The organism is Trueperella sp. HMSC08H06 (assembly GCF_001808465.1).
GTDB classification, from domain to species: domain Bacteria; phylum Actinomycetota; class Actinomycetes; order Actinomycetales; family Actinomycetaceae; genus Trueperella; species Trueperella bernardiae.
Window position 1 is genome coordinate 109,997 of the sequence record NZ_KV793365.1, and the last position, 25,912, is coordinate 135,908.

Annotated in this window: 22 protein-coding genes; 18 read left to right on the plus strand and 4 right to left on the minus strand. The window is 68.0% G+C overall.

Going from position 1 to position 25,912, the window contains the following annotated elements; all coding sequences use genetic code 11:
• Positions 1-18 precede the first annotated feature (18 nt).
• Both HMPREF3174_RS09075 and nrdR read left to right on the plus strand, forming a co-directional pair.
• On the plus strand, positions 19-597 hold the full coding sequence (locus HMPREF3174_RS09075) for a LysM peptidoglycan-binding domain-containing protein (protein WP_083297714.1): 579 nt from the start codon (positions 19-21) through the stop codon (positions 595-597).
• Positions 598-704: 107 nt separating this feature from the next.
• The gene (gene nrdR, locus HMPREF3174_RS07065; protein ID WP_070448308.1) at positions 705-1,145 is read left to right on the plus strand and encodes a transcriptional regulator NrdR; all 441 of its coding nucleotides are present in this window, start codon (positions 705-707) and stop codon (positions 1,143-1,145) included.
• 69 nt (positions 1,146-1,214) lie between these two features.
• On the opposite strand, the gene HMPREF3174_RS07070 is transcribed toward nrdR, so the two are convergent.
• The 3 genes from HMPREF3174_RS07070 to HMPREF3174_RS07080 all read right to left on the minus strand — a co-directional run bounded on the left by HMPREF3174_RS07070 (position 1,215) and on the right by HMPREF3174_RS07080 (position 6,634).
• A complete protein-coding gene (locus HMPREF3174_RS07070) occupies positions 1,215-3,128 on the minus strand; it encodes an AMP-binding protein (RefSeq protein WP_062612151.1) in 1,914 nt (637 codons plus the stop codon).
• A gap of 63 nt (positions 3,129-3,191) precedes the next feature.
• Positions 3,192-4,397, minus strand: a complete 1,206-nt coding sequence (gene serA / locus HMPREF3174_RS07075) for a phosphoglycerate dehydrogenase (RefSeq protein WP_062612153.1) — start codon at positions 4,395-4,397, stop codon at positions 3,192-3,194.
• A 14-nt stretch (positions 4,398-4,411) separates the two neighbouring features.
• Entirely contained in the window at positions 4,412-6,634 is a 2,223-nt protein-coding gene (locus HMPREF3174_RS07080; protein WP_070448289.1) for a HelD family protein, read from the minus strand.
• 141 nt (positions 6,635-6,775) lie between these two features.
• Between HMPREF3174_RS07080 and HMPREF3174_RS07085 the strand changes: the two genes are divergently transcribed.
• The gene (locus HMPREF3174_RS07085) at positions 6,776-7,795 is read left to right on the plus strand and encodes a PAC2 family protein (protein WP_070445393.1); all 1,020 of its coding nucleotides are present in this window, start codon (positions 6,776-6,778) and stop codon (positions 7,793-7,795) included.
• On the opposite strand, the gene HMPREF3174_RS07090 is transcribed toward HMPREF3174_RS07085, so the two are convergent.
• Positions 7,796-8,623, minus strand: a complete 828-nt coding sequence (locus HMPREF3174_RS07090; protein ID WP_070448290.1) for a spermidine synthase — start codon at positions 8,621-8,623, stop codon at positions 7,796-7,798.
• 41 nt (positions 8,624-8,664) lie between these two features.
• Between HMPREF3174_RS07090 and dinB the strand changes: the two genes are divergently transcribed.
• The 15 genes from dinB to ftsZ all read left to right on the plus strand — a co-directional run bounded on the left by dinB (position 8,665) and on the right by ftsZ (position 25,899).
• Positions 8,665-9,936 carry a DNA polymerase IV gene (gene dinB / locus HMPREF3174_RS07095; protein ID WP_062612161.1) on the plus strand — a complete coding sequence of 424 codons (1,272 nt, stop codon included), beginning with the start codon at positions 8,665-8,667 and terminating at the stop codon, positions 9,934-9,936.
• Between the two features lie 31 nt (positions 9,937-9,967).
• Positions 9,968-10,336 (plus strand): DUF3040 domain-containing protein, encoded by a 369-nt coding sequence (locus HMPREF3174_RS07100; protein WP_062612163.1) that lies wholly within the window; start codon positions 9,968-9,970, stop codon positions 10,334-10,336.
• A 242-nt stretch (positions 10,337-10,578) separates the two neighbouring features.
• Positions 10,579-11,010, plus strand: coding sequence for a division/cell wall cluster transcriptional repressor MraZ (gene mraZ / locus HMPREF3174_RS07105; RefSeq protein ID WP_062612165.1), 432 nt, complete (start codon positions 10,579-10,581; stop codon positions 11,008-11,010).
• 82 nt (positions 11,011-11,092) lie between these two features.
• A complete protein-coding gene (rsmH, locus tag HMPREF3174_RS07110) occupies positions 11,093-12,094 on the plus strand; it encodes a 16S rRNA (cytosine(1402)-N(4))-methyltransferase RsmH (RefSeq protein ID WP_101923417.1) in 1,002 nt (333 codons plus the stop codon).
• Complete coding sequence (locus HMPREF3174_RS07115) at positions 12,091-12,483, plus strand: cell division protein FtsL (RefSeq protein ID WP_062612169.1); 393 nt, start codon at positions 12,091-12,093, stop codon at positions 12,481-12,483. The genes rsmH and HMPREF3174_RS07115 overlap by 4 nt, the downstream gene beginning before the upstream one ends.
• Positions 12,484-12,491: 8 nt before the next feature.
• Positions 12,492-14,384 carry a peptidoglycan D,D-transpeptidase FtsI family protein gene (locus tag HMPREF3174_RS07120; protein WP_062612171.1) on the plus strand — a complete coding sequence of 631 codons (1,893 nt, stop codon included), beginning with the start codon at positions 12,492-12,494 and terminating at the stop codon, positions 14,382-14,384.
• A gap of 6 nt (positions 14,385-14,390) precedes the next feature.
• Positions 14,391-15,878 carry a UDP-N-acetylmuramoyl-L-alanyl-D-glutamate--2,6-diaminopimelate ligase gene (locus tag HMPREF3174_RS07125; RefSeq protein WP_070445384.1) on the plus strand — a complete coding sequence of 496 codons (1,488 nt, stop codon included), beginning with the start codon at positions 14,391-14,393 and terminating at the stop codon, positions 15,876-15,878.
• Positions 15,875-17,269, plus strand: coding sequence for a UDP-N-acetylmuramoyl-tripeptide--D-alanyl-D-alanine ligase (murF, locus tag HMPREF3174_RS07130; RefSeq protein WP_070448291.1), 1,395 nt, complete (start codon positions 15,875-15,877; stop codon positions 17,267-17,269). The genes HMPREF3174_RS07125 and murF overlap by 4 nt, the downstream gene beginning before the upstream one ends.
• Positions 17,270-18,355: a phospho-N-acetylmuramoyl-pentapeptide-transferase gene (gene mraY / locus HMPREF3174_RS07135; protein ID WP_062612175.1), complete on the plus strand. Its 1,086-nt coding sequence runs from the start codon at positions 17,270-17,272 to the stop codon at positions 18,353-18,355.
• Positions 18,352-19,821, plus strand: coding sequence for a UDP-N-acetylmuramoyl-L-alanine--D-glutamate ligase (gene murD, locus HMPREF3174_RS07140; protein ID WP_210382942.1), 1,470 nt, complete (start codon positions 18,352-18,354; stop codon positions 19,819-19,821). Before mraY ends, murD begins: the two co-directional genes overlap by 4 nt.
• Positions 19,808-21,037, plus strand: coding sequence for an FtsW/RodA/SpoVE family cell cycle protein (locus HMPREF3174_RS07145; protein WP_062612179.1), 1,230 nt, complete (start codon positions 19,808-19,810; stop codon positions 21,035-21,037). The genes murD and HMPREF3174_RS07145 overlap by 14 nt, the downstream gene beginning before the upstream one ends.
• Positions 21,037-22,143, plus strand: coding sequence for an undecaprenyldiphospho-muramoylpentapeptide beta-N-acetylglucosaminyltransferase (gene murG / locus HMPREF3174_RS07150; RefSeq protein WP_148132194.1), 1,107 nt, complete (start codon positions 21,037-21,039; stop codon positions 22,141-22,143). Before HMPREF3174_RS07145 ends, murG begins: the two co-directional genes overlap by 1 nt.
• Entirely contained in the window at positions 22,140-23,471 is a 1,332-nt protein-coding gene (gene murC, locus HMPREF3174_RS07155) for a UDP-N-acetylmuramate--L-alanine ligase (protein WP_070445376.1), read from the plus strand. Before murG ends, murC begins: the two co-directional genes overlap by 4 nt.
• Complete coding sequence (locus tag HMPREF3174_RS07160) at positions 23,468-24,586, plus strand: cell division protein FtsQ/DivIB (RefSeq protein WP_070448293.1); 1,119 nt, start codon at positions 23,468-23,470, stop codon at positions 24,584-24,586. The genes murC and HMPREF3174_RS07160 overlap by 4 nt, the downstream gene beginning before the upstream one ends.
• 113 nt (positions 24,587-24,699) lie before the next feature.
• Positions 24,700-25,899 carry a cell division protein FtsZ gene (gene ftsZ, locus HMPREF3174_RS07165; RefSeq protein WP_062612188.1) on the plus strand — a complete coding sequence of 400 codons (1,200 nt, stop codon included), beginning with the start codon at positions 24,700-24,702 and terminating at the stop codon, positions 25,897-25,899.
• The last annotated feature ends 13 nt before the right edge of the window (positions 25,900-25,912 follow it).

Genomic DNA, 25,912 nt, shown 5'->3' on the forward strand with positions numbered 1-25,912 from the left:
TATGTTCGAGGAGGAGACATGACTGCACTTCGAAGCGATGCCACCATTGAGGTCCGGCCCGCGTCGCGGCCCACGTTGCGCGCGGTGCGCGCCGGCGAGCGCAAGGTGGCCGTGCGGCCCGATCGCTCAGCTCGAATCCTGCGTGCTGTTCCCACGCCCGGTTCTGCCGATACTGCGCCGGCCCGGCGGGTGGTAGCTTCGCGGCCCGTGGAGCGCGTGGCCACGGTACCCGTGGTTGCTCGGGCGCAGCGGGCGGGCGCGGCGCGCGCGGTTCGGGGCGCGGCGCCTGCACGATCGGTGGCACAGCAGCGTTCCAGGATGAACGCTCGCCAGCGCAATGTGCTCGCGGGGCTCGCCGTTGCGGCGGTCGCAATTTTCGCCTTCGCCCTGGCCATCTTCCTCTACGCCGCCCTCGGCGTCGGCCCCCAGGCAGGCGCGGTCACCACGGTGATGGCGGGGGACTCGCTGTGGTCGATCGCCAGTGCCATGGGAAGCGGCCTGCCTACTGAGCAGGTGGTGCGTGACATCATGTCGCTCAACACGCTCGATGGTACGCACATCGAAGCCGGCGCCCAGCTGCTCCTGCCGGCGTACTGATCGAGGGCCGGCGCATGGTTGGGGTCATCGCGCGGGCAGCGGTGGATCAGCGCGGACATGGGGCGCTGTCTTGCCGATCCTTCAGTGCGGGCGGTAGCTTTATGACCATGTTCTGTCCCTTTTGTCACTATGAAGATTCGCGCGTGATCGACACGCGCACCTCTGACGACGGCCAACTCATCCGCCGGCGCCGTGAATGCCCGCAGTGCGGGCGCCGATTCTCCACCACGGAGACAGCGACCCTCATGGTGACCAAGCGCTCGGGTGCCACCGAGCCCTTCTCACGGGACAAGGTGATCAAGGGCGTTGGGAGGGCCTGCCAGGGCAGGCCCGTGACGTCCGACCAGCTCGCGGTCCTCGCCCAAAAGGTGGAGGAGGCGATCCGCGCCTCCGGCGTTGCCCAAATCGACTCACAGGACGTGGGCCTGGCGATTCTCGAGCCCCTGCGCGATCTCGACAAGGTGGCCTACCTGCGCTTTGCCTCCGTCTATTCCAACTTCGAATCGCTCGAGGACTTCGAGCAGGCGATCGCCGCGCTGAAGAACTAGCCGTACCTGCTCGTCGTGATCGCTCGCCGCGGGCGGAGGCTCGCACGGGTGAGACGGTCTCCTACTTGTCTACTCGTCAGCGGGTGAGGTCTCGCCGTCCGTGGCCGCCTTAGGCGCCTCGGTTGCCTCGTGCTTCTCAGGCGCGTTGCTCGCCCCAGGCTCCCCGGTCGTCTCGGGTTCTTCGGGCGCGCTACCAGTCATCCGCGCGGCCCGCTCCTTGACGGAGGCCACGTACTCGTCGAGGCGCTCGGCGCGCTTCGCGGTGGCCTCCGAGACGCGCTCGCGCCACTGGCCGGAGACCAGCTCGAGGTTCGCCAGCCGCTCGGTCACGTTCTTGCGCATGACCTTGCCCAGCTGGGAGCGGGGCAGCTCGTCGAAGATGGCGATCGACTTGGGCATGGCGTAGTGGGAGAGCTTGTCCTCCGTCCACGCCCGCACCGCCTCCAGGTCCACCGTGGCCCCGGGCTCGAGCACGAGCGCGGCCACCACGGACTCGGAGAACGTGTCTGTGGGCATGCCCACCACGGCCACGTCCACCACACCCGGCATGTCGCGCACGGCGGACTCCACCTCGGAGGGGTAGACGTTGAAGCCAGAGTTGATGATCATTTCCTTGCGCCGGTCGGCCATGACGAGGAAGCCGTCATCCCAGCGCCCCAGGTCTCCCGTGTACAGCCACCCGTCCTTGAGGGTATTCTCGGTCTCCTCGGGGTTTTTGTAGTAGCCCTGGAAGACCTGCGGCCCGCGCACGGCAAGCTCGCCGATTTCCCCGTCGGCAACCTCCACCGAGCGGTTTTCGGGGTCGACGATCCTCACCTCGGTGGATGGGAAGGGCAGGCCGAGGGTGGAGGGGCGGCGTCGTTCGGTGAGGGGCGAGCCGGCGATGACGGGGGAGGCCTCGGTCATGCCGTAGCCCTCGATCATCAACCCCGACTTTTCCTCCCAACGCCGGGCGAGCTCTGGGTCGAGCGCCATCGCGCCGCACACCGAATACCGGATGGTCGAAAGGTCTGCGACCTTGCCGGCGTCGATTGCGTCGAGCATCTTCGTAAACATGGGCGGCACGCCGCCGAAAAAGGTGAGCGGGTGGCGCTTGTGGGCAGCGAAGAGGATGTCGACGTCGAAGGAGGGAGTCATCACCTGTGTGGCGGCGAGGCCCACGCAGGTGAGCATGGATAGCTGCAGGCCGAACGCGTGGAAGAAGGGCAGCACGGCGCCCACGGTCTCCTCGCCATAGACCAGGTCGGACAGCCACAGTTCGATCTGCTTGGTGTTCGACAGGAGGGAGCGGTGGCTGAGCGCCACGGCCTTCGGGGTGCCCGTGGTGCCGCCCGTCATGAGGAGGGCGGCGACGTCGTCGAGCGCGGGGCCCTCCGCCCGGCTGAGGTCGAGCGGGGCGTTGTGCTTGACTTGGTTGTCCCACGAGTGCACCCCGTCCGGCACCCGCCCGCGTAGCTTGTTGCGTTGGGCCTTCGCGGCCTTGAGTGGCATTTTGAGCAGGAACTGGGACTTGGCGGGCAGGGCCTTGGTGAGGTTGACGGCCAGGTAGGTGCGGTCCTTGAAATCGCCGCCTGCCAGCAGTTTTTCCAGTGTCTGCTCCCAGCCGATCACCACGGTCGATCCCACCAGGTCGATCTGGGCGTCGATCTGAGAGGGTGGGGCGAGTGGGTTGTGCTCGGCCACGGTCACCCCGAGGAACTGGGCAGCGTAGAAGGCCACGTAGTGCTGGGGGCAGTTGGGCAGGATCACCGAGATGACATCGCCCTTGCGCACGCCGCACATCGTGAGCACCTGGGCGGCCCGGCGCACCTCGTCAAAGACCTCGGCGTAGGTGAACTCGCGAGCGAGGAAGTCGATGGCCACCCGGTCGGGGAAATCGCGCGTGGCGTCGACAAGCAGCTGGTCGATCGTGGTCGAGACAGGCTCGATCGTGGTCGCCACGCCATCGGCGTAGTACGAGTGCGCGAGTGTCATGTGGTCCATAGGGGCTCCTTCCCACTTAGGGATAAGAGTACCGCGTGGAGGCACCCGGAGAGGTGCGCAAGCCTATTCTCGGGTCAGCAGGCGCAGGCGGATGTGGGCCTTGGCCTCCTGCAGACGCTCGAGGATAACCTCCGGGACCTCGGCCGCGGTGTCGGTGACCATGTAGCCGTACTCGCCCTGGGTGGCCAGGGACTGGAAGGTGACGTTGACGCCCTCGTCGGCGAACAGGCGGTTGACGTCGGCCAGGGCGCCTGGCGTGTTCCAGTGGTACCAGGCCACGCGGTGGAGGGATTCGGCGGCGGGGGCCGTGGCTATGTTGGGCGTGTTGACCGACAGTTCGGTGGAGCCCTTGCGCCAGTAGTTGAGGAGCTTGGCGCTAACGAAGCTGCCGATCGACTCTTGGGCCTCGAGGGTGGAGCCGCCGATGTGCGGGGTGAGGATGACGTTGTCGAAGCCGATGAGCACGGAGGAGAACGGGTCACCGTTCTTCAGGGGCTCGCTGGGGAAGACGTCCACTGCGGCGCCGGCCACTTGGCCGGACAGGAGGGCCTCGCGCAGGGCGTCAAGATCCATGACGTGCCCGCGGGCGAGGTTGAGCAGGATGACCCCGTGCTTGAGCTTTGCAAACATCTCCGCGTCGAAGTAGCCCGTGTTGGCGGGGCGGCCATCGATGTGGAGGGAGACGACGTCGGCGGTGGCGAGCAGTTCGTCGAGTGAGACCCGGGTGGCGTTGCCGAGGGCCAGGCGCTCGGCGATGTCGTGGAAGATGACCTTCATGCCCAGGGCCTCGGCCACCACGGACAGTTGGGAACCGATCGAGCCGTAGCCGATGATGCCGAGCGTCTTGCCGCGCACCTCGTGGGCGCCCTCGGCGGTCTTTTGCCACACGCCCTTGTGGAGGGCGGCGTTCTTTTGCGGGATGCGGCGCACGAGTGCAATGAGCTCGCCGATCGCCATCTCCACCACGGAGCGCGTGTTGGAGTAGGGGGCGTTGAAGACGGCCACCCCGTGGTCGGAGGCGGCCTCGAGGTCGATCTGGTTGGTGCCGATGCAGTAGGCGCCGATCGCGGTCAGCTGCGGGCAGGCTTCGATGACGTCGCGGGTGATGTTGGTCTTGGAGCGTATACCAACCATGTCGAAGCCCTGGAGGCGGGCGATGAGTTCGTCGGTGTCCAGGGAGCCGGGTACGCGTTCCACCTCGATCCCGTACTGTCCGAAGACCTCGTTTGCGACCTCGTGTGGGTTTTCAAGAAGCAGGACCCGTGCCACCGTCTACTCTTTCGCTAGAAACCAGTTGGGCGTGGGCCGCGCGTCAGGACGTCGAGTCGCCTGGTGGGGCGAGTCATTGCGACGTACAGGTCACCCGGCCCGTCCGCAAGGATGGCCTCAGGTTCCACCAGCACGACGACGTCGTACTCCAGCCCCTTCGACATCCCCGCGGTCAACACATGTATTCTCGCCGAAATATCGAAACCGTGCCGGTCCAACGTCCAGTCTTTGAGACGCGGGGAGGATTTGAGGAGCTCCCCGGCGCGCTCGTGGTCCGCTTTCGCGACGACGACGCCGATCGACCCGCGCCCAGCGCCGAAGTCGGCGTCGAGCTCGGCGCATGCCTTGGCAACCAGCTCGATCAGCTGGTCATCCCCACCCTTGTGGTAGGCGAGGGAGCCCTCCAAGTCGCGCGCGGCGCGCATGAAGCCCACGGGGTGGCCGTGAGCGCCCATGACTTCGGCGGCCTTGGTGAGGACGGTGGCGGGCGTGCGGTAGGAGATGGTGAGCCTTTCAACCCGGTGGTGTTGGGCGAGCGGGCCGAGTGCGCTGGCCCAGCCGCCCTCGGGAGCGCCGGCCGGGCGCTGGTCCAGGTCTCCCACGATCGTCATGGAGCGCGAGGGATTGCGTCGCTCGATCATTCGCCACTGCATGGGGGACAGCTCTTGGGCCTCGTCGATCACCACGTGTCCGTACGTCCACGTGCGGTCGTTCATCGCGCGCTCGGCGAGCGTGACCCCGGAGTCGGAGTCGGCTACCCTTCGCGTCATTATGTCGGAATTGACGATACCGCCGCCGAGGCCCATGGCGGACATGGTGGAGCTGACGTATTCGCCCAGCTGGCGCTCCTCGGCCTCCTTGGCGGTCTTGGCGTGGCGCTCGGTGTCGGAGGCGAAGGCGCCCAGGTGCTCGGACAATTCGTCGAGGATGGGGATGTCGGCCGGGGTTAGGCCGCTGCCGCGTTCGCGGCGTAGGGCGGCGCGCTCGGCCGGGCTCAGCTGCGGGGCCACCCGCTCGAGGAGCTCGGGGAAATGGTAGAGGCGCTCGAGTAGGGTGACCGAGGAGGAGGGCAGCCAGCGAAGGTTGATCTCGCGCCGGGCATCGATCGACTCGGCGACGTCGGAAATGAGCCAGTCCGAGTCCTCCACGGTGGTCTCCAGCGCTGCGGCGAGCTGTTCGGCGAGGGCCGTGACGAGGCGGCGGGCGTAGACCTCGCGCGCCTGGTTGTGTGGCTTGCCCGAGCGGCGGGCGCGACGCTGGGCGTCCTCGACCATGTCCGGGGTGAGCGTGAGCGTCTTGCCGTCCACCTTGAAGGACACGGGCGCGGGAAGCGGCTTTTGCACGATCTGTCGCACCGCCCGTTTGGCGATGTCTGCCCATACCGCCCGGCCCTTGATCTCGGCCACCTCCACCGGCTCGCTCGCCGTGGGGCTGATCCCGGGCAGCAGCTCGTCGATGGTGGTGGACACGACGTCGGACTCGCCGAGCGAGGGCAACACCTGGTCGATGTAGCGCAGGAAGAGCGGGGAGGGGCCGATGATGAGCACACCGGAGCGGGCCAGGCGCTCGCGGTGGGTGTAGAGCAGGTAGGCGGCCCGGTGGAGGGCCACGGCCGTCTTGCCCGTGCCCGGCCCGCCCTGGACGACGAGCACGCCCGCGTCCTCGGAGCGGATCACCCGGTCCTGTTCGGCCTGGATGGTGCCCACGATGTCGCCCATCTTCCCATCGCGCGCCTGGGCCATGGCGGCCATGAGCGCGCCCTCGCCCGTGAGGTTGAGGTCGGAGGAGGTGGCCTTATCGAGCAGCTCGTCCTCCACCCCGGTCACGTCCCGCATACGGGTCTGGATGTGGCGGCGGCGCACCACGGTGCCCGGCTGGGCAGCGGTGGCCTGGTAGAAGGGCTCGGATTGCGGGGCCCGCCAGTCGGTGAGAAGGATGCGCTGGTCCTCGTCGCGCAACGTCATGCGCCCGATGTGGGTCACCGCCCCGTCGTTGTGGTCGAGGCGCCCCATGACGAGGCGGTTCTCCAAGTTGCGCAGGCGCAGCAGGTTGTCCTCGTAGTGCGTGGCGAAGGAGTCGCGCTCGGAGACGGCGCCCGGGGTGCCGCGCCCGCCGGCCGCCCGCACCCGGGTGAGCTGGTCGCGGTAGTACTCGCGCTGGCGGTCGAGCGCCGCGTAAGCGACGTCAACAAACTCCTGCTCCTCGGCAATGGCACGTTCGATGGCGGATGTGTGCAATGGTGACCCCCAAACTTTTTAAGGCTTCAATTATCCTCCTTTTTGCCGGCGGATGCACGTTCGGCCGTGAGCAAAGCCGACGCGCGGAATATTTCACGGCGGCGGACACGTTGTGAGAATGTAGAACGAGGAGGATTGAACGTGGCACATTTCTACACACTTGAGCCGGGCACGGATGACCTGCGTGTCAGCACGCTCGTGCTCAACCTGGTCGACCCGCTGGTAGATGCCGGCAACACGGCCCACGCCATCGACGCGACCATCAAGACCCTCGACGCCGAACGGATCGGCACCTTCGACCCGGACCCGCTGTTTGACTACCGCGCCCAGCGCCCCATCGTCAGCTATTCCGATGGCCACATTGTGGGGATGACCATGCCGGGCATCGAGCTCATGCTCGTCACCGACGTCCACGGCGAATCTTTCCTCTACCTCGGCGGCGCCGAGCCCGATTTCCGGTGGAACGCCCTGGCGGAGGACGTTCTGGAGATCGTGGAGCACTTCGGGGTTCAGACCGTCTACTCCTTCGCCGCGATGCCCGCGCCCGTGCCGCACACTCGCCCGGTGGACATGCTTATTCGCACCACCGAATCGGCGGGGAAGCACCCGGTGGTGGAGGGCTTCGCCGAGCACTTTGCCGAACTATCCGACATCTTCGAGCACGCCGCCGCCCAGCGCTCGGTTCCCGTGATCAACATCCGGGTGCGCGTGCCGTTCTACCTGGTGCGCGGGGAGAGCCCGTTCTTCGCGGGCGCGCTCGCGGCGATCAAGATGCTGGCGGCCCGCGGTGGTCCCACCTTCCCGCTCGGTGACCTGGAGCAGCTGGAGGATTCCCAGCGCGCGGCCATCGAACAGATGCGCACGGAGGGCTCCGAGTTTGACGAGCTCGTCGCTTCACTGGAGAAGGACTACGACTCCTCCGACATCGGCTTCGTCACGAACGAGGAATCGGCGCCCGTCATCCCGTCCTCGGATGAGATCGGCCAGGCCGTGGAGCAGTTCCTCGCCTCGCAGGAGACCTCGCCGCTCGACCGCGTGCACAAGACCAAGACCGAGCGCGGCTTCACCTCGGACCTGCGCCGGATCGGCAAGGGCTTCCGCGTGGGGCTCGGCCGGCGTTCGCGCGACGACGACGATCCTGAGGCACCCAAAGGCGAATAGTTAGCTCTGCGCTGCCTGGGCCTGCGGCGGCCATCCCACATCGGCGTCGTGGAGAAGGGTGGCCCCCACGGCCGACTCCTCCAGGCGCGCCTGGCCCACGACCACCGTGGGTAGCGGCAGGCGACGCACGGCGCGCGAGATGGTCTCGAGCGGGAGCGGCGCCTGGGAGGCGAGCAGGATGACGTTGCCGAAGCGGTGGCCCTTGACGATGGCGGGGTCGGCGATCGCGGCGATGTGAGCGAAGCTGGCCCGCAACGCGCGCACCTCCCGGTAGACCGGGGCCAGGCCCGCCTCGCCGGCGATGTTGAGTGCGTACAGCCCGCCGTCGGCGAGCAGGCGTGCGGCGTGAGCGTGGGCCTCCACGGTGGTGAGGTAGCGGGGGATGCGGCCGGAGGCGAAGGTGTCGCGCACGATGAGGTTCCACGAGCCCTGGTTCGTTTCGAGCGTGACGCGGGCGTCCTCGGCGCGGATGCGCAGGCGCGGCGCGGAGGGCAGGTCGATCCACTCGCGCACCAGCGCGGCGAGCTCGGGGTCGATCTCGATGGCCAGCTGGCGCGAGCCGGGCCGTTCGGCGTCGATCGCCCGTGCCAGCGCGCACCCGGCCCCGCCCAGATGTAGGGCGCGTACGGGGCCCTCGATCATCGCGTCGAGCGCGATTCGGATGTGCTGCATGTACTCGAACTCGAGGTGGGCGGGATCCTTCGGGTCGATCGCGGAGGACTCCACGCCGTCCACGTACAAGGTGAGCAGGCCGTCGAGCTCCACGAGATCCACGGTGGACATGGCGGTCTGGACGCGCGTGATTCCTGCATTCGATTTGCGGGCCATGGCCACAGTCTAGACTCAAGAGGAAAGGAAAGGAGGGCACCATGTCCCGGGCACCGCGTTCGCGTAACGCCAAGCGAGACTGGGGGAGTGACGATTCACGCACCCCCATCTTGCACGTGGACATGGATGCCTTCTTCGTCTCCGTGGAGCTGCTGACCAAGCCGGAGCTGGTGGGCAAGCCGGTGGCAGTGGGCGGGCAGGATCGCGGCGTCATCTCCGCCGCCTCATACGAAGCCCGCCGCTACGGGGTGAACTCGGCGATGCCGGTGGCCCGCGCGAAACGCCTGTGCCCGAACCTCATCATCCTGCCCCACTCGAAGGGCCTGTACGGCGAAGTCTCGGCCCGCATCATGGCGATCTTCCACGAGTTCACCCCGCGGGTCGAGCCGCTGTCGGTGGACGAGGCCTTCCTCGACGTGGCCGGTGCCCGGAAGATCTTCGGCTCGCCGGTGGCCATCGCCACCGAGATCCGTCGCCGCATCTACGCCCAAGAGCACCTCACCGCCTCCATCGGGGTTGCCGCCACCAAGCACGTGGCCAAAATCGCCTCGGCCCAGGCCAAACCCGACGGCCTCCTCCTCATTCCCTACGACCAAACCGTGCCTTTCCTCCACGGCCTGCCTGTCGGCGCGCTGTGGGGCGTGGGAGACAAGACCCGCGAAAAGCTCGACCGCAAGGGCATCTACACCGTGGCCGACCTCGCCGCCCTCGGCGAGCACCGCCTGCGCGGCCTGCTCGGGGAGGCGGCCGGCTCCCAGCTCTACACGCTCGCGATGGGCCACGATCCGCGCGCCGTCACCCCGCACCGCAAGGAAAAGTCGATCAGCCGCGAGCAGACCTACTTCGAACCCCTCACTGCGCGCGCCGAGGGAGAGCGGGCCCTGCTCGAGCTGTCCCACGACGTCGCCCGCAGGCTCCGCGCCGCCGGCTTCGTATCTTGGACGATCGGGATCAAGCTGCGCTCCGCGGCGGACTTTTCCACGATCTCCCGCACGGTCACCCTCGGGGCTCCCACCGCGCTCGCCGCTGAGATCTTCGACGCCGCGCGCCGCCTCTTCGACTCGGCTGGCGTGCCTGATGGCGGGATCCGTCTGCTCGGGGTGCGGGCCGAGAACCTCGCGGGGATCGAGGAGGGGATCCAGCTTTCGATCGGCGACGACGGCCGGCGCGGGCGGGCCGAGGCGGCGATGGACCAGGTCCGCTCCCGGTTTGGGGCCGGGGTGCTCGGGCCGGCGTCGTTGGTGGAACGGGCCGGAGAGGGCGGCGGTTATCCGCGCGGCGAAAGCGCCGAGCGTCCGGGTCAGGGCATTTGATAGAATGTGCGGACCGACCAAGGGAGAAACCATGGCTCTTTCCGACTACGAACGCAGGATGCTCGAGCAGCTCGAGGCGCAGTTGACCGACGACGATCCGCATCTCGCGCAATCCTTGAAGTCCGAGGAAAGGGGCGCGGTTCAGACCAGCTTCTCGCCCAAGCACCTGGTGATTGGCCTCATCGTGGCCGTGCTGGGCCTGCTCGTGGTGCTCGGTGGCGTGGCGAGCGAAGTGGTGATCGTGGGCGTGGCGGGCGTGGTCGTCGTGTTCGGTGGCCTGTGGTACCTGTCGGCGGGGATGACGAAGGTCAGCGCGCCGGCGGCGCCGCGCAAGCAGGCTGGCCAGTCGGACTTCATGGAGAGGCAGCGCGAGCAGTGGCGTAAGCGTCAGGAAGGCTAGCCCTCCACTTTCCACCACATGCGGCTTCGGCCGCATTTTCTTTGCCCGCGCTCGCCCGAAATATGTGAGTTGTCGGATATTGGGCCCGCCCGCGGGCCTGTCCGCCGGCCCGTTGTGAGAAAATCCCTCCACCCGATCTTTCATTGATAATTCCGGAAAAGATCGTGAAATTGGCGCGTCTAATGCTTGCCAGGGGAGCAAAGTGGGGTAAAGTGGTGGCAACGGGAAAAAAGGGGGTGTAGATGTTCCTTGGCACGTACGAACCACGTTTGGACGACAAGGGTCGTCTGATCCTCCCTGCGAAGTTTCGTGACCAGCTTCAGGGCGGCCTCGTGATGACGCGCGGGCAGGAGCACTGCCTGTACATCTTTCCCATGTCGGAGTTCGAAAGCATTCTGGACAACCTGCGCCAGGCGCCCATGACCTCGAAGGATGCACGCACCTACACCCGCGTCTTCCTCTCCGGGGCCAACGATCAGATTCCTGACAAGCAGGGCCGGGTCACCATCCCGGCCTCGCTGCGTCAATACGCCGACCTCGGCCGTGAGGTAGCCGTGATCGGATCTGGTACGCGCGTCGAGGTGTGGGACCTGGCCAAGTGGAATTCGTACCTCGAATCGAACGAATCCGAGTTTGCGGATCGGGAGGACGAGCTCATCCCCGGGCTCTTCTAACGGCCGGTCCTCCACCGGTGTCCTGCGGCAATTCCCCAGCTTCAGGCCAGCGGTGGAGGGCCACAACAAGAAAGGAGCGGCCGTGGCAGACGCTTCGAACAACGCACTGCACGTGCCGGTCCTTGCCCGCACCTGCCTTGATCTGCTGGCGCCCGCGCTGGAGAGCGGCGTACTCATCGACTGTACGCTCGGCATGGGCGGGCACTCCGAGGCGTTCCTCACCGATTTCCCGAACATCCGCGTGGTCGGCATCGACCGCGACCCGGCGGCCATCCGGCTCGCCTCCGAGCGCCTAGCGCGTTTCGGCGAGCGCTTCACCGCCGTGCACACCACGTACGACGACGTCGACCAGGTCGCCGCCCGCTTCGGCGAGGGCGGGAAGGTCGAGGCGATCCTCATGGACCTGGGCGTGTCCTCCCTCCAGCTGGACGAGGAGGAGCGCGGGTTTTCCTACGCCGCTGACGCCCCGCTCGACATGCGGATGGACACCACCAGCCCGCGCACGGCCGCCGACATCCTGGCAACCGAACCCAAGGCCGAGATCGCGCGGATCCTGCGCGTGTACGGCGAGGAGAAGTTCGCCGGCCGGATCGCGGAGGCGGTGGTTCGTCGTCGTGACAAGGAGCCGCTGACCCGCACGGGCGAGCTGGTGGAGATTGTGCGCGAGTCGATCCCGGCCCCGGCACGACGCACGGGCGGCAACCCCGCCAAGCGCACTTTCCAGGCCCTGCGGATCGCCGTCAATGGCGAGCTCGATTCGTTGCGACTGGCCGTGCCCCGCGCGATCGAGTCGCTCAAGGTGGGCGGGCGGCTCGCGGTGGAGTCCTACCAGTCACTGGAGGACCGCATCGTCAAGGACGCCTTCGCCGCGGGTACCAGGTCCACCACCCCGGCCGGCCTTCCGCTCGAACTTGAGGGCCATGGACCCTATCTCAAGGCGCTCACCCGTGGTGCGATCAAAGCCACCGAGGCGGAGATCGCCGCCAACCCCCGAAGTGCCTCCGTGCGCCTGCGCGCCGTGGAGCGCATCGCACCCACCCCATCCCACCTGTCCAACCCCGACCACCGGAGAGATCACCTATGAGCATCGCTGTCGATCGCCAGCGCGCATGGAACGCGCCCACCTCCCGTCCCGTTATCGAGATGCCGGGGCTGTCTGTGGTGCCCACTCCCGCGCCCGCGCGCGGCTTCTGGGGGGCGGTGCTCATGTGTGCGCTGCTGCTCATCGGCTCTTTCAGCGTCGCATTTCACCTCAACACGCGGATGGTGCAGGGTGCATACGAGATCAAAAACATTAGTGTGGAACTGAATGAAGCCGCGGCGCGCGAGGCGACCTTGAAGAAGGACGTCATCGCCGTTGCGACTCCGCAACAGCTACGTGCGCGCGCGGAGGGACTCGGCCTGGTTCCCGCCACCAACGCGCTGCACGTCGACCTTGAAACCGGGGTGATCACCGCTCCGGCCCAGGACTAGGGGATGAGATGGCACAAGACCAATCGGTTGCTTCGGCGATTCGCGCCGGCATCCGGCGAGGTCTGGGAACCGGGAAGGGGCCCGATACCGCTGCGCGGAAGACGACCAACCGCCGGATGCGGGCAACCGCTCTGGTGGTCATGGTCCTCGCCGCGATCCTGGGGCTTCGCCTCTTCTATCTCCAGGTGATCCAGGCGGGCGCGCTGTCGGAAACCGCACGCGAATTCCGCTGGCGTACCTACCCCCTCGAAGCCAAGCGCGGCGACATCGTGGACGCCAATGGCGCCGTGCTCGCCACCTCCGTTGAGCGCTACAACGTGCGCGCCGACCAGACCGAGATCGCCGAGTTCGTCACGCGCGACGACGACGGCAACGTCACAGGCTCGGGCGCGGCGGCCGCGGCCAAGATCCTCGCGCCCCTGCTCGACGCCGACCCGGCCGAGCTGGGCGGCCTGTTGCTGGGCGGGGAGAAGAAGTCGAAGTGGCAGCTCATCGCCTCTGACATCTCCCCGGACGAGTGGCGGGAGATTAACGCGCTCGGCATCCGCGGGATCTACCCCGAGCGCTTCATGCAGCGCCAGTACCCGGGCGGTACCACGGCCGGCACGATCCTGGGCTACCTGGGTGAGACCGAAGAATCGAGCAACCCGATCGGGCGGGCCGGCATCGAGCAGCAGTATGACGACCTCCTCTCCGGCACCGAGGGCATGATCCAATACGAGGTGGCGGCCGGCGGCGCCGTCTTCCCCAACTCCGAGCGCCGCGAGACCCCCGCCGTCGACGGCGGCTCGGTCCACCTCACGATCGACGCCGACCTGCAAAAGGCCACCGAGGACGCCCTCAACGAGGTGGTGACAGGCCAGAGCGCTGAGTGGGGCGCCGCCGTCGTCATCGAAGTGGGCACCGGGAGAGTGCTGGCCCTGGCCGATTCGCGATCGCCGGACCCGGCGAACCTGTCTGCCTCCGATCCGAAAGACTGGAACTCGCGGGCGGTCTCGGCGGTGGTCGAGCCCGGATCCACCGGCAAGCTGGTGACGTACTCTGCCGCGATCAACGAGGGCACGGTCACCCCGCTCGACATGTTCACGGTGGCGAGCCGGCTGGAGATGCCGAACGGTGAGGTCATCAAGGACAACGACGAGCACCCCACCGAGCGCCTCACGGTGGCCGGCACGCTGGCGAAGTCCTACAACACGGGCCTGGTCCAGATCGGCGACACGATCGAGGACTCGGTGCGCTACCAGTACATGATGGACTTCGGCCTCGGCGCGCGCACCGGCATCGAGCTGCCGGGCGAGAGCTCCGGCGTCGTCTACCCGTATGAAAACTGGGCCGGACGCACCCACTACACCACGATGTTTGGCCAGGCGTGGAGCGCCACCACGCTCCAGCTGGGCCAGATGATGAGCGTCATTGCCAATAAGGGCGTCTACATCCCGTTGCATCTGGTGGATGGTGTGGAAAGCGTGGACGGTGATTACACGCCCACGGCGGTCGGCGAATCGCGCCAGGTCATCACCGAGCAGTCCGCCCACACGATGCTCGAGATGATGCAGGCGGTCACCGACCCGCACTCCACCGGCTGGCGGGCGCGCGTGGAGGGCTACAACGTGGCGGGCAAGACGGGCACGGCGCAGGTGCCGGATGCTTCGGGCGCGCTCACCAAGCGAGCCGGAACGTTCGTGGGGACGATCCCGGCCGAGGACCCGAAGATCATCTTCGCCTCCATCATCTACAACGCCGCGGGCGCGGGCTACGGTGGCGACACCGCCGCGGCCGTCTTCAGCGGCACCGCCGAGTTCGCCATGCGCCAGATGAAGGTGGCCCCGTCCCAGGTGCCGCTCGTGCGCCTGCCGTGGACCGAGGCGGAACTGATCGAATCCCAGCAGTCGCAGCAGTAGGGAAAAATGATGCCTCCATCGCTCACTGAGCTCGCCGACCTCGCCGAGCTTTTGCACATCGCCCCCGCGGTCGGATCGGTCACGGGGGTGTGCGCCGACAACCGCCAGGTCCGCCCGGGTGACCTCTTCGTGGCAGTCCGTGGCGCCACTGTGCACGCCGCCCGCTTTGCGCGCGCCGCTGTCGATGCGGGTGCCGCCGCGGTGCTCACCGACGCCGAGGGCGCGGAGATTGCGGGCGACGTCGGTGTGCCCGTGCTCGTTGTGGCCGACCCGGCGCGCGTGGCCGGGCTCGTGGCCTCCTTCTGCTTCGGCCGCCCGGACGAGCGGCTCACCACCTTCGCCGTGACCGGCACGAACGGCAAGACCTCCACGGCCTACATGATCGAGGACGCGCTCGCCCGCCTGGGCCGCACCACCGGCCTCATCGGCACGGTCGAGGTGCGGATCGCGGGGGAGGCGATGCCGGCGCAGCTGACCACGCCCCAGCCGGTGGACCTCCAACGCATGCTGGCCGACCTCGTGGCCCGTGGGGGCACCGACCTCGTCATGGAGACCTCCTCCCACGCCCTCGCCCAGGGCCGCACGAACCCCATCCGCTTCGACGTGGCGGGCTTTACGAACCTCACCCAGGACCACCTCGACTACCACAAGACTTTCGAGGAGTACTTCCAGGCCAAGGCGCTGCTCTTCGACGAGGAGCACTCGGCGCGCGGCGTCATCATGGTCGACGACGAGTGGGGGCGCCGGCTCTTTCGCGAGGTATCGGGGCGCAGGCCGGGCGCGGTTGTCTCCCTCTCCGTTCGGGGTAACGACGCCGACTGGCAGGGCACCTCGGCGTTCGAGACGGGCGTGCAGACGATCAGCCTGACCGGCCCGCTCGGAAGCTTGGAGACGCTCACCCGCTTGCCTGGCGACTTTAACGTGGCCAACGCCGCGCTGGCCGCCGTCATGGTGATGGAATCGGGGGTGGCCCCGCAGGAACTGGCGGCAGCCCTCGGCGAGCGCGGGATCAGCCCGGCGATCCCGGGTCGCATGGAGCTGGTGGGGGAGCGTCCCTACACCGTGGTGGACTTCGCGCACAACACCGACGCCCTGGTCAAGGCGATGACGTCGCTGCGCGCCGCGCGTGGCGGGCGCCTCGTCGTCGTGACGGGATCGGCGGGTGATCGGGATCGGGGCAAGCGCCCGATGATGGCTGCTGCCGTGGCCGAGCACGCCGACTACCTGATTATCACCGACGACGACCCGCACACCGAGGACCCGGCTCGAATCCGGGCTGAGATGATCGAGGGGATTCCGGCGGGCTTTGACTACGCCGAGATCGGCGACCGTGAGCGGGCCATCACCTCGGCGATCATGGGCGCGGGGGAGGATGACACTATCCTTATTGCAGGGCGCGGGCACGAGACGGTTCAGGACGTCGCGGGCCGCGCCATCGACATCGATGACCGCGTGGTGGCACGCACGGCGCTGAGGCTCAGGGAGGGCGAATGATTCCGATCTCGATCGAACAGGCGGCGGCGGACGCCGGTGGCCGCATCGAGGCGCCGGCCACCGGCGAGGTGGTGGCGGTTGTCTCCGACACGCGTCAGATCCGCGGCGGGGAGCTTTTCGTGGCGATCGCAGGCGAGCGCGTGGACGGCTCCACGCTGGCGGGCCAGGCCATTGAGGCCGGGGCCAGCGCCGTCATGACCGCCGGCCGCGAGGTGGCCCTCGCCTCCGGGGCGCCGGCCAATCGCCTCATCGTGGTCGACGACGTGCTCGCGGCCCTCGGCCGTCTGGCCCGCGAAAGCCTGCGTCGGGCGCGCGAGGCGAACCCGCGCCTGCAGGTGGTGGCTGTGACCGGCTCGGTGGGCAAGACCACCACGAAAGACCTACTCGCCGCGTTGCTGGCGATCCGCGGGCCGATCATCGCCCCGCCCGGCTCCTTCAATAACGAGCTCGGCCTGCCGCTCACCGTCCTGCGCGCCGGCGCCGATACCGCCACCCTCGTCCTCGAGATGGGCGCCGACCACATGGGCAACATCGACTACCTGACCTCGATCGCGCCGCCCGACGTGGGCGTGGTCCTCATCGTGGCCCGCGCGCACCTGGGCCACTTCGGTGGGATCGAGAACGTGGCCAAGGCCAAGTCGGAGATGGTGACAGGCGTGCGCGAGGGCGGCACCGTCATCCTCAATGCCCTTGACGAGCGAGTGCGGGCCATGGCCAAGCTCACCGATCGCGACCTGCTCTTCTTCGGCGACCCGGCCCTTCCCGGCGTTCATGCCGAGGACGTGAGCGTTAACGACGCCGGTCGGGCCACCTTCGTGCTCGTCACCTCCACCGGCCGTGCGCCGGTGACGTTGGCGCTCGTGGGCGAGCACCACGTGTCCAACGCACTGGCCGCCGCAACCGTGGCCGACTACTACGGGATTGGCGTGGAGGAGGCCGCGCGCGTGCTGAGCGAGACGGGCGCGGCTAGCCCGCACCGCATGTCTGTCTCCGAGCGCGGCGGCATCCTCATCATCGACGATTCGTACAATGCCAACCCCGATTCCATGCGGGCCGGGCTCGACGCCCTCGAGCGGCTTGGGGAGGGCCGGCGCAAGGTCGCAATCCTTGGCGCCATGCTCGAGCTCGGTGCGGACGCGGATGCCGAGCACGAGGCGATCGGGCACTATGCCGCCGCCCGCGGGGTCGACGTCGTGATCGGCGTCGGCGAAGAAACACGGCCCCTGACGCACGCCGCGGCCGCGGCCGGGCTCGCCACACAGACCGCCTCATCTGAAACAGCGCTCGACGTGGCTACCACGATCCTGGCCAAAGGTGACGTAGTCTTGCTAAAAGGTTCGAACGGTTCGGGCGTGTGGCGCGTGGCTGACGCGCTGGTGAGAGAGGACTAAATGCTCGCAATTCTCATCTCGGTGGCGGCATCGCTGCTCGTGGCGCTGCTCGGCACGCCGGTGCTTGTGCGTTTCTTGCGGAAACGCTCCTATGGCCAGTTCATCCGCGAGGACGGACCGACCACGCACCTCGTTAAGCGTGGTACGCCCACGATGGGCGGCATCGTCATCATCTTCGCCACAATCGTTGGCTACACGATGGCGAACATCGCCACCGGGCGCGGCCCGAACGCCTCGGGCGTCTTGCTGCTCGGCCTCATGGTGGGCATGGGCCTCATTGGCTTCTTCGACGATTTTGCCAAGATCCGCAACGAACGCTCGCTCGGCCTGACCCCGATCGCGAAGATCATCGGGCAGGCGGTGGTGGGCATTTCGTTCGCAGCGGCAGTGTTGCAGTTCCGCAACGATTACAACCGCACGCCCGGAAGCACCCGGATCTCTTTCGTGCGCGACACGAACATTAATCTTGCCCACTTCGGGATCGTGGTGGGTCTGATCCTCTTTATCATCTGGGCCAACTTCCTCATCACGGCCTGGTCGAACGCGGTCAACCTCACCGACGGCCTGGACGGCCTTGCCTCTGGCGCATCCGCGATCGCGTTCGCCGGGTACGCCTTCGTCACGATCTGGCAGTCCTACCAGACGTGCTCGTCAGTGGTGAACCCCGCCCCGGGCTGCTACGACGTGCGCGACCCGCGCGACCTGGCGATCGTGGCCGCCGCGATTGTGGGCGCGTGCCTGGGCTTCCTGTGGCACAACACCTCCCCGGCCGCGATCTTCATGGGGGACACCGGTTCGCTCGCGCTCGGCGGCGCGTTCGCCGGGCTCACCATCCTCACCCGCACCGAGATCCTCGGCGTCATGCTGGGCGGCCTGTTCGTCATCATCGTCATGTCGGACGTCATCCAGATCGGTGTGTTTAAGGCCACGGGCAAGCGCGTGTTCCGGATGGCGCCGCTGCACCACCACTTCGAGCTCAAGGGCTGGAAGGAAGTGACGATCGTGGTGCGCTTCTGGCTCATCCAGGCTCTCATGGCGGCCGCCGGTATTGGCCTGTTCTACGCAGAATGGTTGGCGCGGCAATGACGCGTTCGATTCCCGGCGCGGCGCAGTTTTCCTCCATGCGCGTGGCGGTGCTCGGCCTGGGGATTTCCGGCCGGGCCTCCCTTGACGCGCTCGCGCGGCACACGCAGGCCGTGCTGTCGGCGTGGGACGCGAATCCGTCGGCCCGCGAACCCTACGCCCACCTGGACGGTGGCTCGGAGGCGGATCCGGCCGCCCTGCTTGAGGCGCTGCTCTCCTGGGGCCCGGACCTAGTGATTATCGCCCCGGGCTTCCGGCAGGTCGGCCCCGAGTGGCAGGCGCTACGCGCAGCCGGCGTGCCCGTGTGGTCCGAGATCGAGCTTGCCTGGCACCTGCGTGCCGCGCACGACGGCGTCTTCGCGCCTTGGCTCTGCATCACCGGCACAAACGGCAAGACGACCACCGTGACCATGACCGAGGCAATCCTCCGAGCGGGCGGGCGCCGGGCGCTCGCCGTCGGAAACGTCGGCACCCCGGCCGTGACGGCCGTGAGCGAGACGAGTGAGGACGCGCCGGAGGTCTTCGCCTTCGAGCTGTCCTCCTTCCAGCTGGCCGCCACCTACTCAATGGAGCCGGCCGCGGCCGTGTGCCTCAACATCGCCGACGACCACCTCGAGTGGCACGGCACTTTCGCCGACTACCGGGATGCGAAGGCCCGGATTTACACCAACACGCACGCGGCGTGCCTCTACCCGGTGGGGGATGAGACGGTGCAGGCGATGGTGGATGGCGCCGATGTAGTGGAGGGAGCCCGTGCGATCGGGCTGTCGATGGGAGTGCCGTCCGTGGGCCAGCTGGGTTTCGTGGACGAGCACGCCGTGGACCGCGCCTTCATTCCCCGCCGCCACACGCACGCCGAGGTGCTTTTCGATGTTGCCGACATCGCTCACCTCGCCCCCGAGGGCACGGCGTTGCCCGTGCACATCGCCAAGGACGCACTGGCCGCCGCGGCACTCGCGCGCGCGGTCGGGGTGGAGCCGGAGGCGGTGCGCCAGGGGCTACGAGAGTTCACGGGCGGCCACCACCGCATCGAGACCGTGGCCCACGTGGGCGGCGTGCGCTACGTCGATGACTCGAAGGCCACCAACGCCCATGCCGCCGAGGCCTCCCTGCGCGCGCTCGAAAACGCCGTGTGGATCGTGGGCGGGCTGGCCAAGGGTGCCCGCTTCGAGGCGCTCGTGGCGAAGGTGGCCGCGAACCTGCGCGCCGTCGTCGTGATCGGGCGTGATCAGGAGCCGTGGCGCTCGGCGCTTGCCGGCCTCGAGGTACCGGTCCACTACGTGGCCGAGGATGCTGACGCGCCGATGGATGACGCGGTCGGGGCGGCCACCGACCTTGCCCAGCCGGGCGACACGGTCATTTTGGCGCCGGCCTGCGCCTCCCAGGATCAGTTCGCCTCCTACGCCGAGCGCGGGGAGAAGTTCGCTGCGGCGGCGGCGAGGCTGGGCGGTGACGATGACGAGCATTGATAGTCCGGCGCTCTCGGAGCGCGAGCTCACCCGCCGCGATGACATTCAGCGGGCGCTCGTGGTGGTCGTCGCTTCCACGTTCCTCCTCACGATCTTTGGCGTGGTCATGGTGTATTCGGCCACGGCCCCTAGCTCGATCCGGGCGGTGGACGCCAACCCGGACCTCACGCTATTTTCTGTGGCGACCCGCCAGGCGCTCACCACCCTCATCGGGATCGTGGGCCTCATCGTCATGGCGCTCATCCCGTACCAGGTGACCAGGCGCTTCGTGCACCTCTTCCTTGCCATCGGTTGCCTGCTCCAGATTGGCGTGCTCGCCCAGGGTGGGGGCGTGGCCGGCAACAACAACTGGCTTTCGCTCGGCCCGATCACGGTCCAGCCCTCGGAGTTCATCAAGCTCGCGCTCGTTTTGTGGCTCGCCCACATGCTCGCCCGCCTTCAGCTGAAGGAAGTCGAGGACCTGCGCACGCTGTGGATCCCAGCCCTCGGCTTCCTCGTGGCGGTGGGCCTGGTGCTCGCTGGCGGAGACGTGGGAACGGGCCTCATCTATATTCTCATCGCCGGCGGCCTGTTCTTCCTCGCGGGCCTGCGGCTCAAGCATTTGGGGATCGTGGCGTTCTTCGGCGGCTTGGGCGTGGGTGCCATGGTGGCGGCCAACCCCTCGCGTCTGCGCCGCATCGGCGAGTTCGTCTCTGACCTGTTTACCCTGCCCGACACCCACCTGCCCAAGCAGTCCGACTTCGCCCAGTTCGCCTTCGGCACGGGCGGGCTGACGGGCGCCGGGATCGGCGCGGGCAAGGAGAAGTGGCGCGACCTGTCCGAGGCCCACACCGACTTCATCTTCGCGGTCATTGGCGAGGAGCTTGGCCTGCTCGGCACGGTGACCGTCATCGTCCTCTTCCTCGCGCTTGGCTGGAGCCTGGTGGAGATCTGCCGCAAGCACCCCAACAGGTACGCCCAGCTCATGACCGCGGGTGCGGCGCTGTGGCTGTGCGGGCAGGCGCTGGCCAACATGTACGTGGTCACCGGCCTCGCTCCCGTGTTCGGCGTGCCGCTGCCCTTCATCTCCATGGGCGGATCGTCCATGCTCGCCACGCTGGCGATGGTGGGGTGCGTCATGTCCGCCGCACTGGCCGTGCCGGGGGTTCGGGAGAGCTGGCGGGTTCGCGGTAGGCTTGTGCAACGAATCCGGACCGTAGTGAGGAGCAATCGATAATGGCAATCATACTTGCGGGAGGGGGAACGGCCGGCCACGTCAACCCTCTGTTGGCCACGGCCAACGCCATTACGGAGGAATACCCGGGCACGCAGGTAGTGGCGGTGGGCACCGCCGCCGGACTTGAGACCACCCTGGTTCCTGCGGCCGACGTTCGGCTAGAGACCATCCCGCGGGTGCCGTTGCCGCGCAAGCCCTCCCTGGATGTGGTGCGCTTTCCCATGAATTTCCGTGGTGCGATCGCGGCGGCGGGGGAGATCCTTGAGCGCCACGACGCCGAGGTGGTCATTGGTTTCGGTGGCTACGTGTCCACCCCGGTCTACCTCGCGGCACGCAAGCGCAAGATCCCGGTGATTGTGCATGAGGGCAACGCCCGCCCGGGCATGGCGAACAAGCTTGGAGCGCGCTTCGCGGCCACGGTGGCCCTCACTTTCCCCTCCACTCCGCTGCGCGCTGCGAAGGGCATCACGGTGAGCGTGGGCCTTCCCCTCAAGCGTGCGATCGAGCAGCTCTCGGCGCGCCCGGGTGGGAGGAAGAGCCTGCGTGAGGAGGCCGCCGCGCGCTTCGGGCTCGACCCGGCGTCGCCGATCATGCTGGTCACGGGCGGTTCGTCCGGTGCCCTCCACATGAACGAGGTGTTCGCCCAGGCCGCCGCCGACATCCGGGCCGCCGGTGTCCAGGTCCTTCACATCACGGGCAAGGACAAGGACGACGCCGTCCGCGCGGCCGCGCCCGACCCGGGCTACGTTGTTCTCGACTACCTGTCCGACATGGAGAGCGCCTACGCGGTGGCGGACCTGGCGGTCTCCCGTTCGGGGGCGGGCATGGTGGCGGAGCTGTCTGCGCTCGGCATCCCGGCCGTTTTCGTGCCGCTGTCGGTGGGCAATGGCGAGCAGGCGCTCAACGCGCGCGACGTGGTGAGCGCCGGGGGAGCGATTCTCATCGAAAACAAGGCGCTGACGGCCGAGAAGGTGCGCTCCGCGATCCTTCCCCTCTTCGAGGGCGATCAGCTGGAGACGATGGCCGAGCGCTCCAAGGGCGTCTCGCCGCTAAACGCGGCCAGCCGCCTGGCCAGTATCGCGATGCGCCTGGCGGAGGAGCGATGATGTACCACCTCATTGGAGCGGGCGGCGCGGGCATGAGCGTTGTGGGTGAGCTGTTGCTCGAGCGCGGCGAGGCCGTCACCGGCTCTGACCGGCAGGATTCGGCGAACTTGCAGCGGTTGAAGGCTGCGGGCGCCACGGTTTTTGTGGGCCATGACGCGGCGCACGTGGATCCGGCTGCCACCGTGGTGGTCTCCACCGCGATCAAGGCCGACAACCCCGAGCTGATGGTTGCCACCGAACGCGGCCAGGAGATCATCCACCGCAGCCAGGCCCTCGCCATCGCGGCGGCGGACAAAGACTTCGTGGCGGTGGCCGGGGCACACGGGAAGACGACGACGTCGGGTATGCTCGCGGTCGCTCTCGCATCCCTGGGGCGCGATCCCTCCCGCGCGATCGGGGGACGCCTGGCCGGCGGTGCCTCCGGCGCGCACCTGGGCACGGGCAAGATGTTCATTGCGGAGGCTGACGAATCGGACGGCTCCTTCCTCAATTACCGCCCGCGCGTGGCGCTGGTGACGAACGTGGAGCCTGACCACCTCGACCACTACGGTTCGAAGGAGGCCTTCTTCGAGGCCTTCGTGGAGTTTGCCCGCCGGATCGAGTTTGGCGGCCTGATCGTGTGCTGTGCGGACAGTGAGGACGCGCTTGAGCTGGGGGAGCGTGCGCGCTCCGAGGGGATCCGCGTGTGGACATACGGGCGCGGGGACGGGCTGGAGAACCACGCCCGGATCGAGGACACGGGCGATGGGGCACGCGTGAGCTTCCGCGGCAAGCCGATCGACCTGGCGCTGTCCGTTCCGGGCCAGCACAACGTTTTGAACGCCACCGGCGCGTTGCTGGTGGGCATCGAGCTGGGCGAGGATCCGGCGCAGATGGCCGCGGCCCTTGCTACCTTCCACGGCACCGGGCGGCGCTTCGAGCTGCGCGGCGAGGTCGCGAGCCGGCGCGTCATCGATGACTACGCCCACCACCCCACGGAGGTGCGCGCCACGCTCGAGACTGCTCGCCAGCAGAGCGCCGCGGGCGTGCGGGTGCTCTTCCAGCCCCACCTGTACTCGCGCACGCAGATCTTCGCCACGCAGTTTGCCGAGGCGCTCGCGCTGGCGGACTCGGTGGTCCTCACCTCGGTGTACGCCGCGCGCGAGGTGCCGGAGGATGGCGCGGAGTCGAATGTCATCGCCGACCAGCTGCCGGGTGCGGAGCTGGTGCCTGATCGCGTTGAGGCCGCGCGCCGGATTGCCGAGCTGTCGGCGCCTGGAGACATCATCATCACGATGGGCGCCGGCGACGTGACCGAGCTAGCCGACGTCGTACTCGAGGCGCTATGAGGGCTCCCCGGCAACCGAAGAAGCCGCGCAAGCTCACCGGTCCCACCGATCGTGACGGCGGGGGTGAGCTGCGCCGGCCGCGTCCGAGCGCTGAGGACTACATCCCCACGGCACCGATGGTGCCGCTCGACGACGAGTGGGACGCCGACGAGTGGGAGGCCGAGGATTGGGCGAGCGGCGACTGGGACAGCGCGGAGGCGGGGGACTCCGCCGCCTCTGAGGATCCCGAGGCTGAAGACCTCGAGCCCGTGGAGATGCGGCGGGAGCGAGGCCGTGCGGAGGACCCCGGCGCGCTCGCGCGCCCCGGGGCGTTCAGCCGCCTCATGCAGTCGGCCCGGGCAGCCGGGGGTGAGCTTCGCGGCCGTCTGGCGTCGAGGCGCGCGGACGAGGGGGAGCTGGATGCCCGGCGCGTGGAGCGCAAGCGTGAGGCGCGGCGGGTGCGCCTGCGGCGGGCTGGGCTCGGCGCAGGCGTCGTCGGCCTTCTCGCCCTGCTCGCCTGGATCGTGCTCGCCTCCCCGCTCCTGCGCTACCAGTACTCAACAGACCAGATCTCGGGATACGCAGAAACCTCGATCGTCAACCGAACGCAGCTCGAACAGCTCGTGGCTGCACACGACGGTCAGAACCTCGTACTTCTCGACGCCGAGGCCCTCGCCGGAGATATCCGGGACATCCCGGAGGTCGCCTCGGCCACGGTGACCAAGGACTACCGCCACGCGCTGAGCATCGAGATCACCGAGTCGGTGCCGGTGGCATGCCTGGGCCCGAAGGATTCGTGTAGCGCCGTGACGGCGGACGGGACGAAGCTCACGGTGCCGCCCGAGGTTGCGGCCGGACTGCCGCGCATCGGGGCGAGCGACGGGCTGGACCCGGCCGAGGCCATCTCGGACGGGCTCGAGGTCTTGAGCGCGCTCGATCAGGCCGTGCTCGCGCAGGTGACCGAGGTGTCGGTGGCCAAGGGCAACCTGGTTACGCTCAACCTTACCGAGGGGCGCCAGGTCTACTGGGGTAGCCTCGAGCGCGGGGAGTTCAAGGCCCAGGTGCTGGCCGTTCTGCTCACCCAGCAGGCGAGCTTCTTCGACGTGTCCGTGCCGGACGCGCCTGTGAGCCGATGAATCTCGCAACACACCGGCGAGGTCATTGAATTTGCCTTCCGAGATCTCTACCTTTTTCGCGAGGTTGGAGACAGAAAACTTCAAGTAGAACTTGAAGTTCGGAAGGAAGATACATGTACGCTCTGAACAACTCTGCAAGCATCAAGGTTGTCGGGGTCGGCGGAGGCGGCGTCAACGCTGTCGATCGCATGATCCAGGACGGCCTTGCCGGCGTCGATTTCATCGCCGTCAACACCGACAGCCAGTCCCTGGCCAAGTCCGAGGCCGAAACCAAGATTGATATCGGCCGCGACGTGTCGAACGGCCTGGGTGCCGGCGCTGACCCCACGGTGGGAAAGCGCGCTGCCGAGGAGAACCTCGACGTCGTCGTCTCCACCCTTGAGGGCGCGGATATGGTCTTCGTCACCGCCGGCGAGGGCGGCGGAACCGGCACCGGCGCCGCTCCCGTCATCGCGCGTGCCGCCCGCGAGCAGGGCGCGCTCACCGTGGGCGTGGTCACCCGCCCGTTCTCCTTTGAGGGCCTCCAGCGCTCCCGCAACGCTAACGACGGCATCCGAGAGCTTCGCGACGCCGTCGACACCCTGATCGTCATCCCCAACGATCGCCTGCTTGAGGTGACCGAGGAGGACCTGTCGATCATCGAGGCCTACCGCCTGGCGGACGAGGTGCTCCAGAACGGCGTGAAGGGCATCTCCGACCTCATCACCATGCCGGGCGTGGTCAACGTCGATTTTGCGGACGTGAAGACCATAATGAAGGACGCCGGTACCGCGATCATGGGCATCGGCACCGCCAATGGCCCGGACCGCGCGCTGCGCGCCACCGAGAACGCAATCTCCTCCCCACTGCTGGAGGCCCGTATCGACGGCGCTCACGGCGTGCTCCTCGCCTTCACCTCCTCTACCGACCTGGGCCTGCGCGAGCAGTCCGAGGCGGCGCAGATGGTCAAGGAGGCCGTGGACCCGAACGCGAACATCATCATCGGCATCATCGTGGACGAGTCGCTGGGCGACGACGTGCGCGTGACCGTGATCGCCGCTGGTTTCGACGAGGCCGACGACGTGCTACTCGACACCCCGGCCGCCCCGGCGGCTCCCGTTCAGCAGGCCGCCACGTCCGCCCCGGCTGTCCCGACCGTGCCGCCCGCCACCGAGGAGCGCACCCCGGGCCAGGCCTACCAGCAGGAGGAGCCGGTGCAGACGGCCCACCGCCCGGCGGTCAGCGGCACCCCGCTTGAGGTGCCCGTGGTTGAGGAGCCGAAGCGCCAGCGCCCGGACCTCGACATCCCGCCCTTCCTGTTCGGCGACGAATAGTTTCTTCCTCCAA

Coding starts and splice junctions, on each gene's coding strand:
- HMPREF3174_RS09075 (WP_083297714.1), top strand. CDS start 19: ATGACTGCACTTCGAAGCGATGCCACCATTGAGGTCCGGCCCGCGTCG.
- nrdR (WP_070448308.1), top strand. CDS start 705: ATGTTCTGTCCCTTTTGTCACTATGAAGATTCGCGCGTGATCGACACG.
- HMPREF3174_RS07070 (WP_062612151.1), bottom strand. CDS start 3,128: ATGGACCACATGACACTCGCGCACTCGTACTACGCCGATGGCGTGGCG.
- HMPREF3174_RS07090 (WP_070448290.1), bottom strand. CDS start 8,623: ATGGCCCGCAAATCGAATGCAGGAATCACGCGCGTCCAGACCGCCATG.
- dinB (WP_062612161.1), top strand. CDS start 8,665: ATGTCCCGGGCACCGCGTTCGCGTAACGCCAAGCGAGACTGGGGGAGT.
- HMPREF3174_RS07100 (WP_062612163.1), top strand. CDS start 9,968: ATGGCTCTTTCCGACTACGAACGCAGGATGCTCGAGCAGCTCGAGGCG.
- mraZ (WP_062612165.1), top strand. CDS start 10,579: ATGTTCCTTGGCACGTACGAACCACGTTTGGACGACAAGGGTCGTCTG.
- HMPREF3174_RS07115 (WP_062612169.1), top strand. CDS start 12,091: ATGAGCATCGCTGTCGATCGCCAGCGCGCATGGAACGCGCCCACCTCC.
- HMPREF3174_RS07120 (WP_062612171.1), top strand. CDS start 12,492: ATGGCACAAGACCAATCGGTTGCTTCGGCGATTCGCGCCGGCATCCGG.
- HMPREF3174_RS07125 (WP_070445384.1), top strand. CDS start 14,391: ATGATGCCTCCATCGCTCACTGAGCTCGCCGACCTCGCCGAGCTTTTG.
- murF (WP_070448291.1), top strand. CDS start 15,875: ATGATTCCGATCTCGATCGAACAGGCGGCGGCGGACGCCGGTGGCCGC.
- mraY (WP_062612175.1), top strand. CDS start 17,270: ATGCTCGCAATTCTCATCTCGGTGGCGGCATCGCTGCTCGTGGCGCTG.
- murD (WP_210382942.1), top strand. CDS start 18,352: ATGACGCGTTCGATTCCCGGCGCGGCGCAGTTTTCCTCCATGCGCGTG.
- HMPREF3174_RS07145 (WP_062612179.1), top strand. CDS start 19,808: ATGACGAGCATTGATAGTCCGGCGCTCTCGGAGCGCGAGCTCACCCGC.
- murG (WP_148132194.1), top strand. CDS start 21,037: ATGGCAATCATACTTGCGGGAGGGGGAACGGCCGGCCACGTCAACCCT.
- murC (WP_070445376.1), top strand. CDS start 22,140: ATGATGTACCACCTCATTGGAGCGGGCGGCGCGGGCATGAGCGTTGTG.
- HMPREF3174_RS07160 (WP_070448293.1), top strand. CDS start 23,468: ATGAGGGCTCCCCGGCAACCGAAGAAGCCGCGCAAGCTCACCGGTCCC.
- ftsZ (WP_062612188.1), top strand. CDS start 24,700: ATGTACGCTCTGAACAACTCTGCAAGCATCAAGGTTGTCGGGGTCGGC.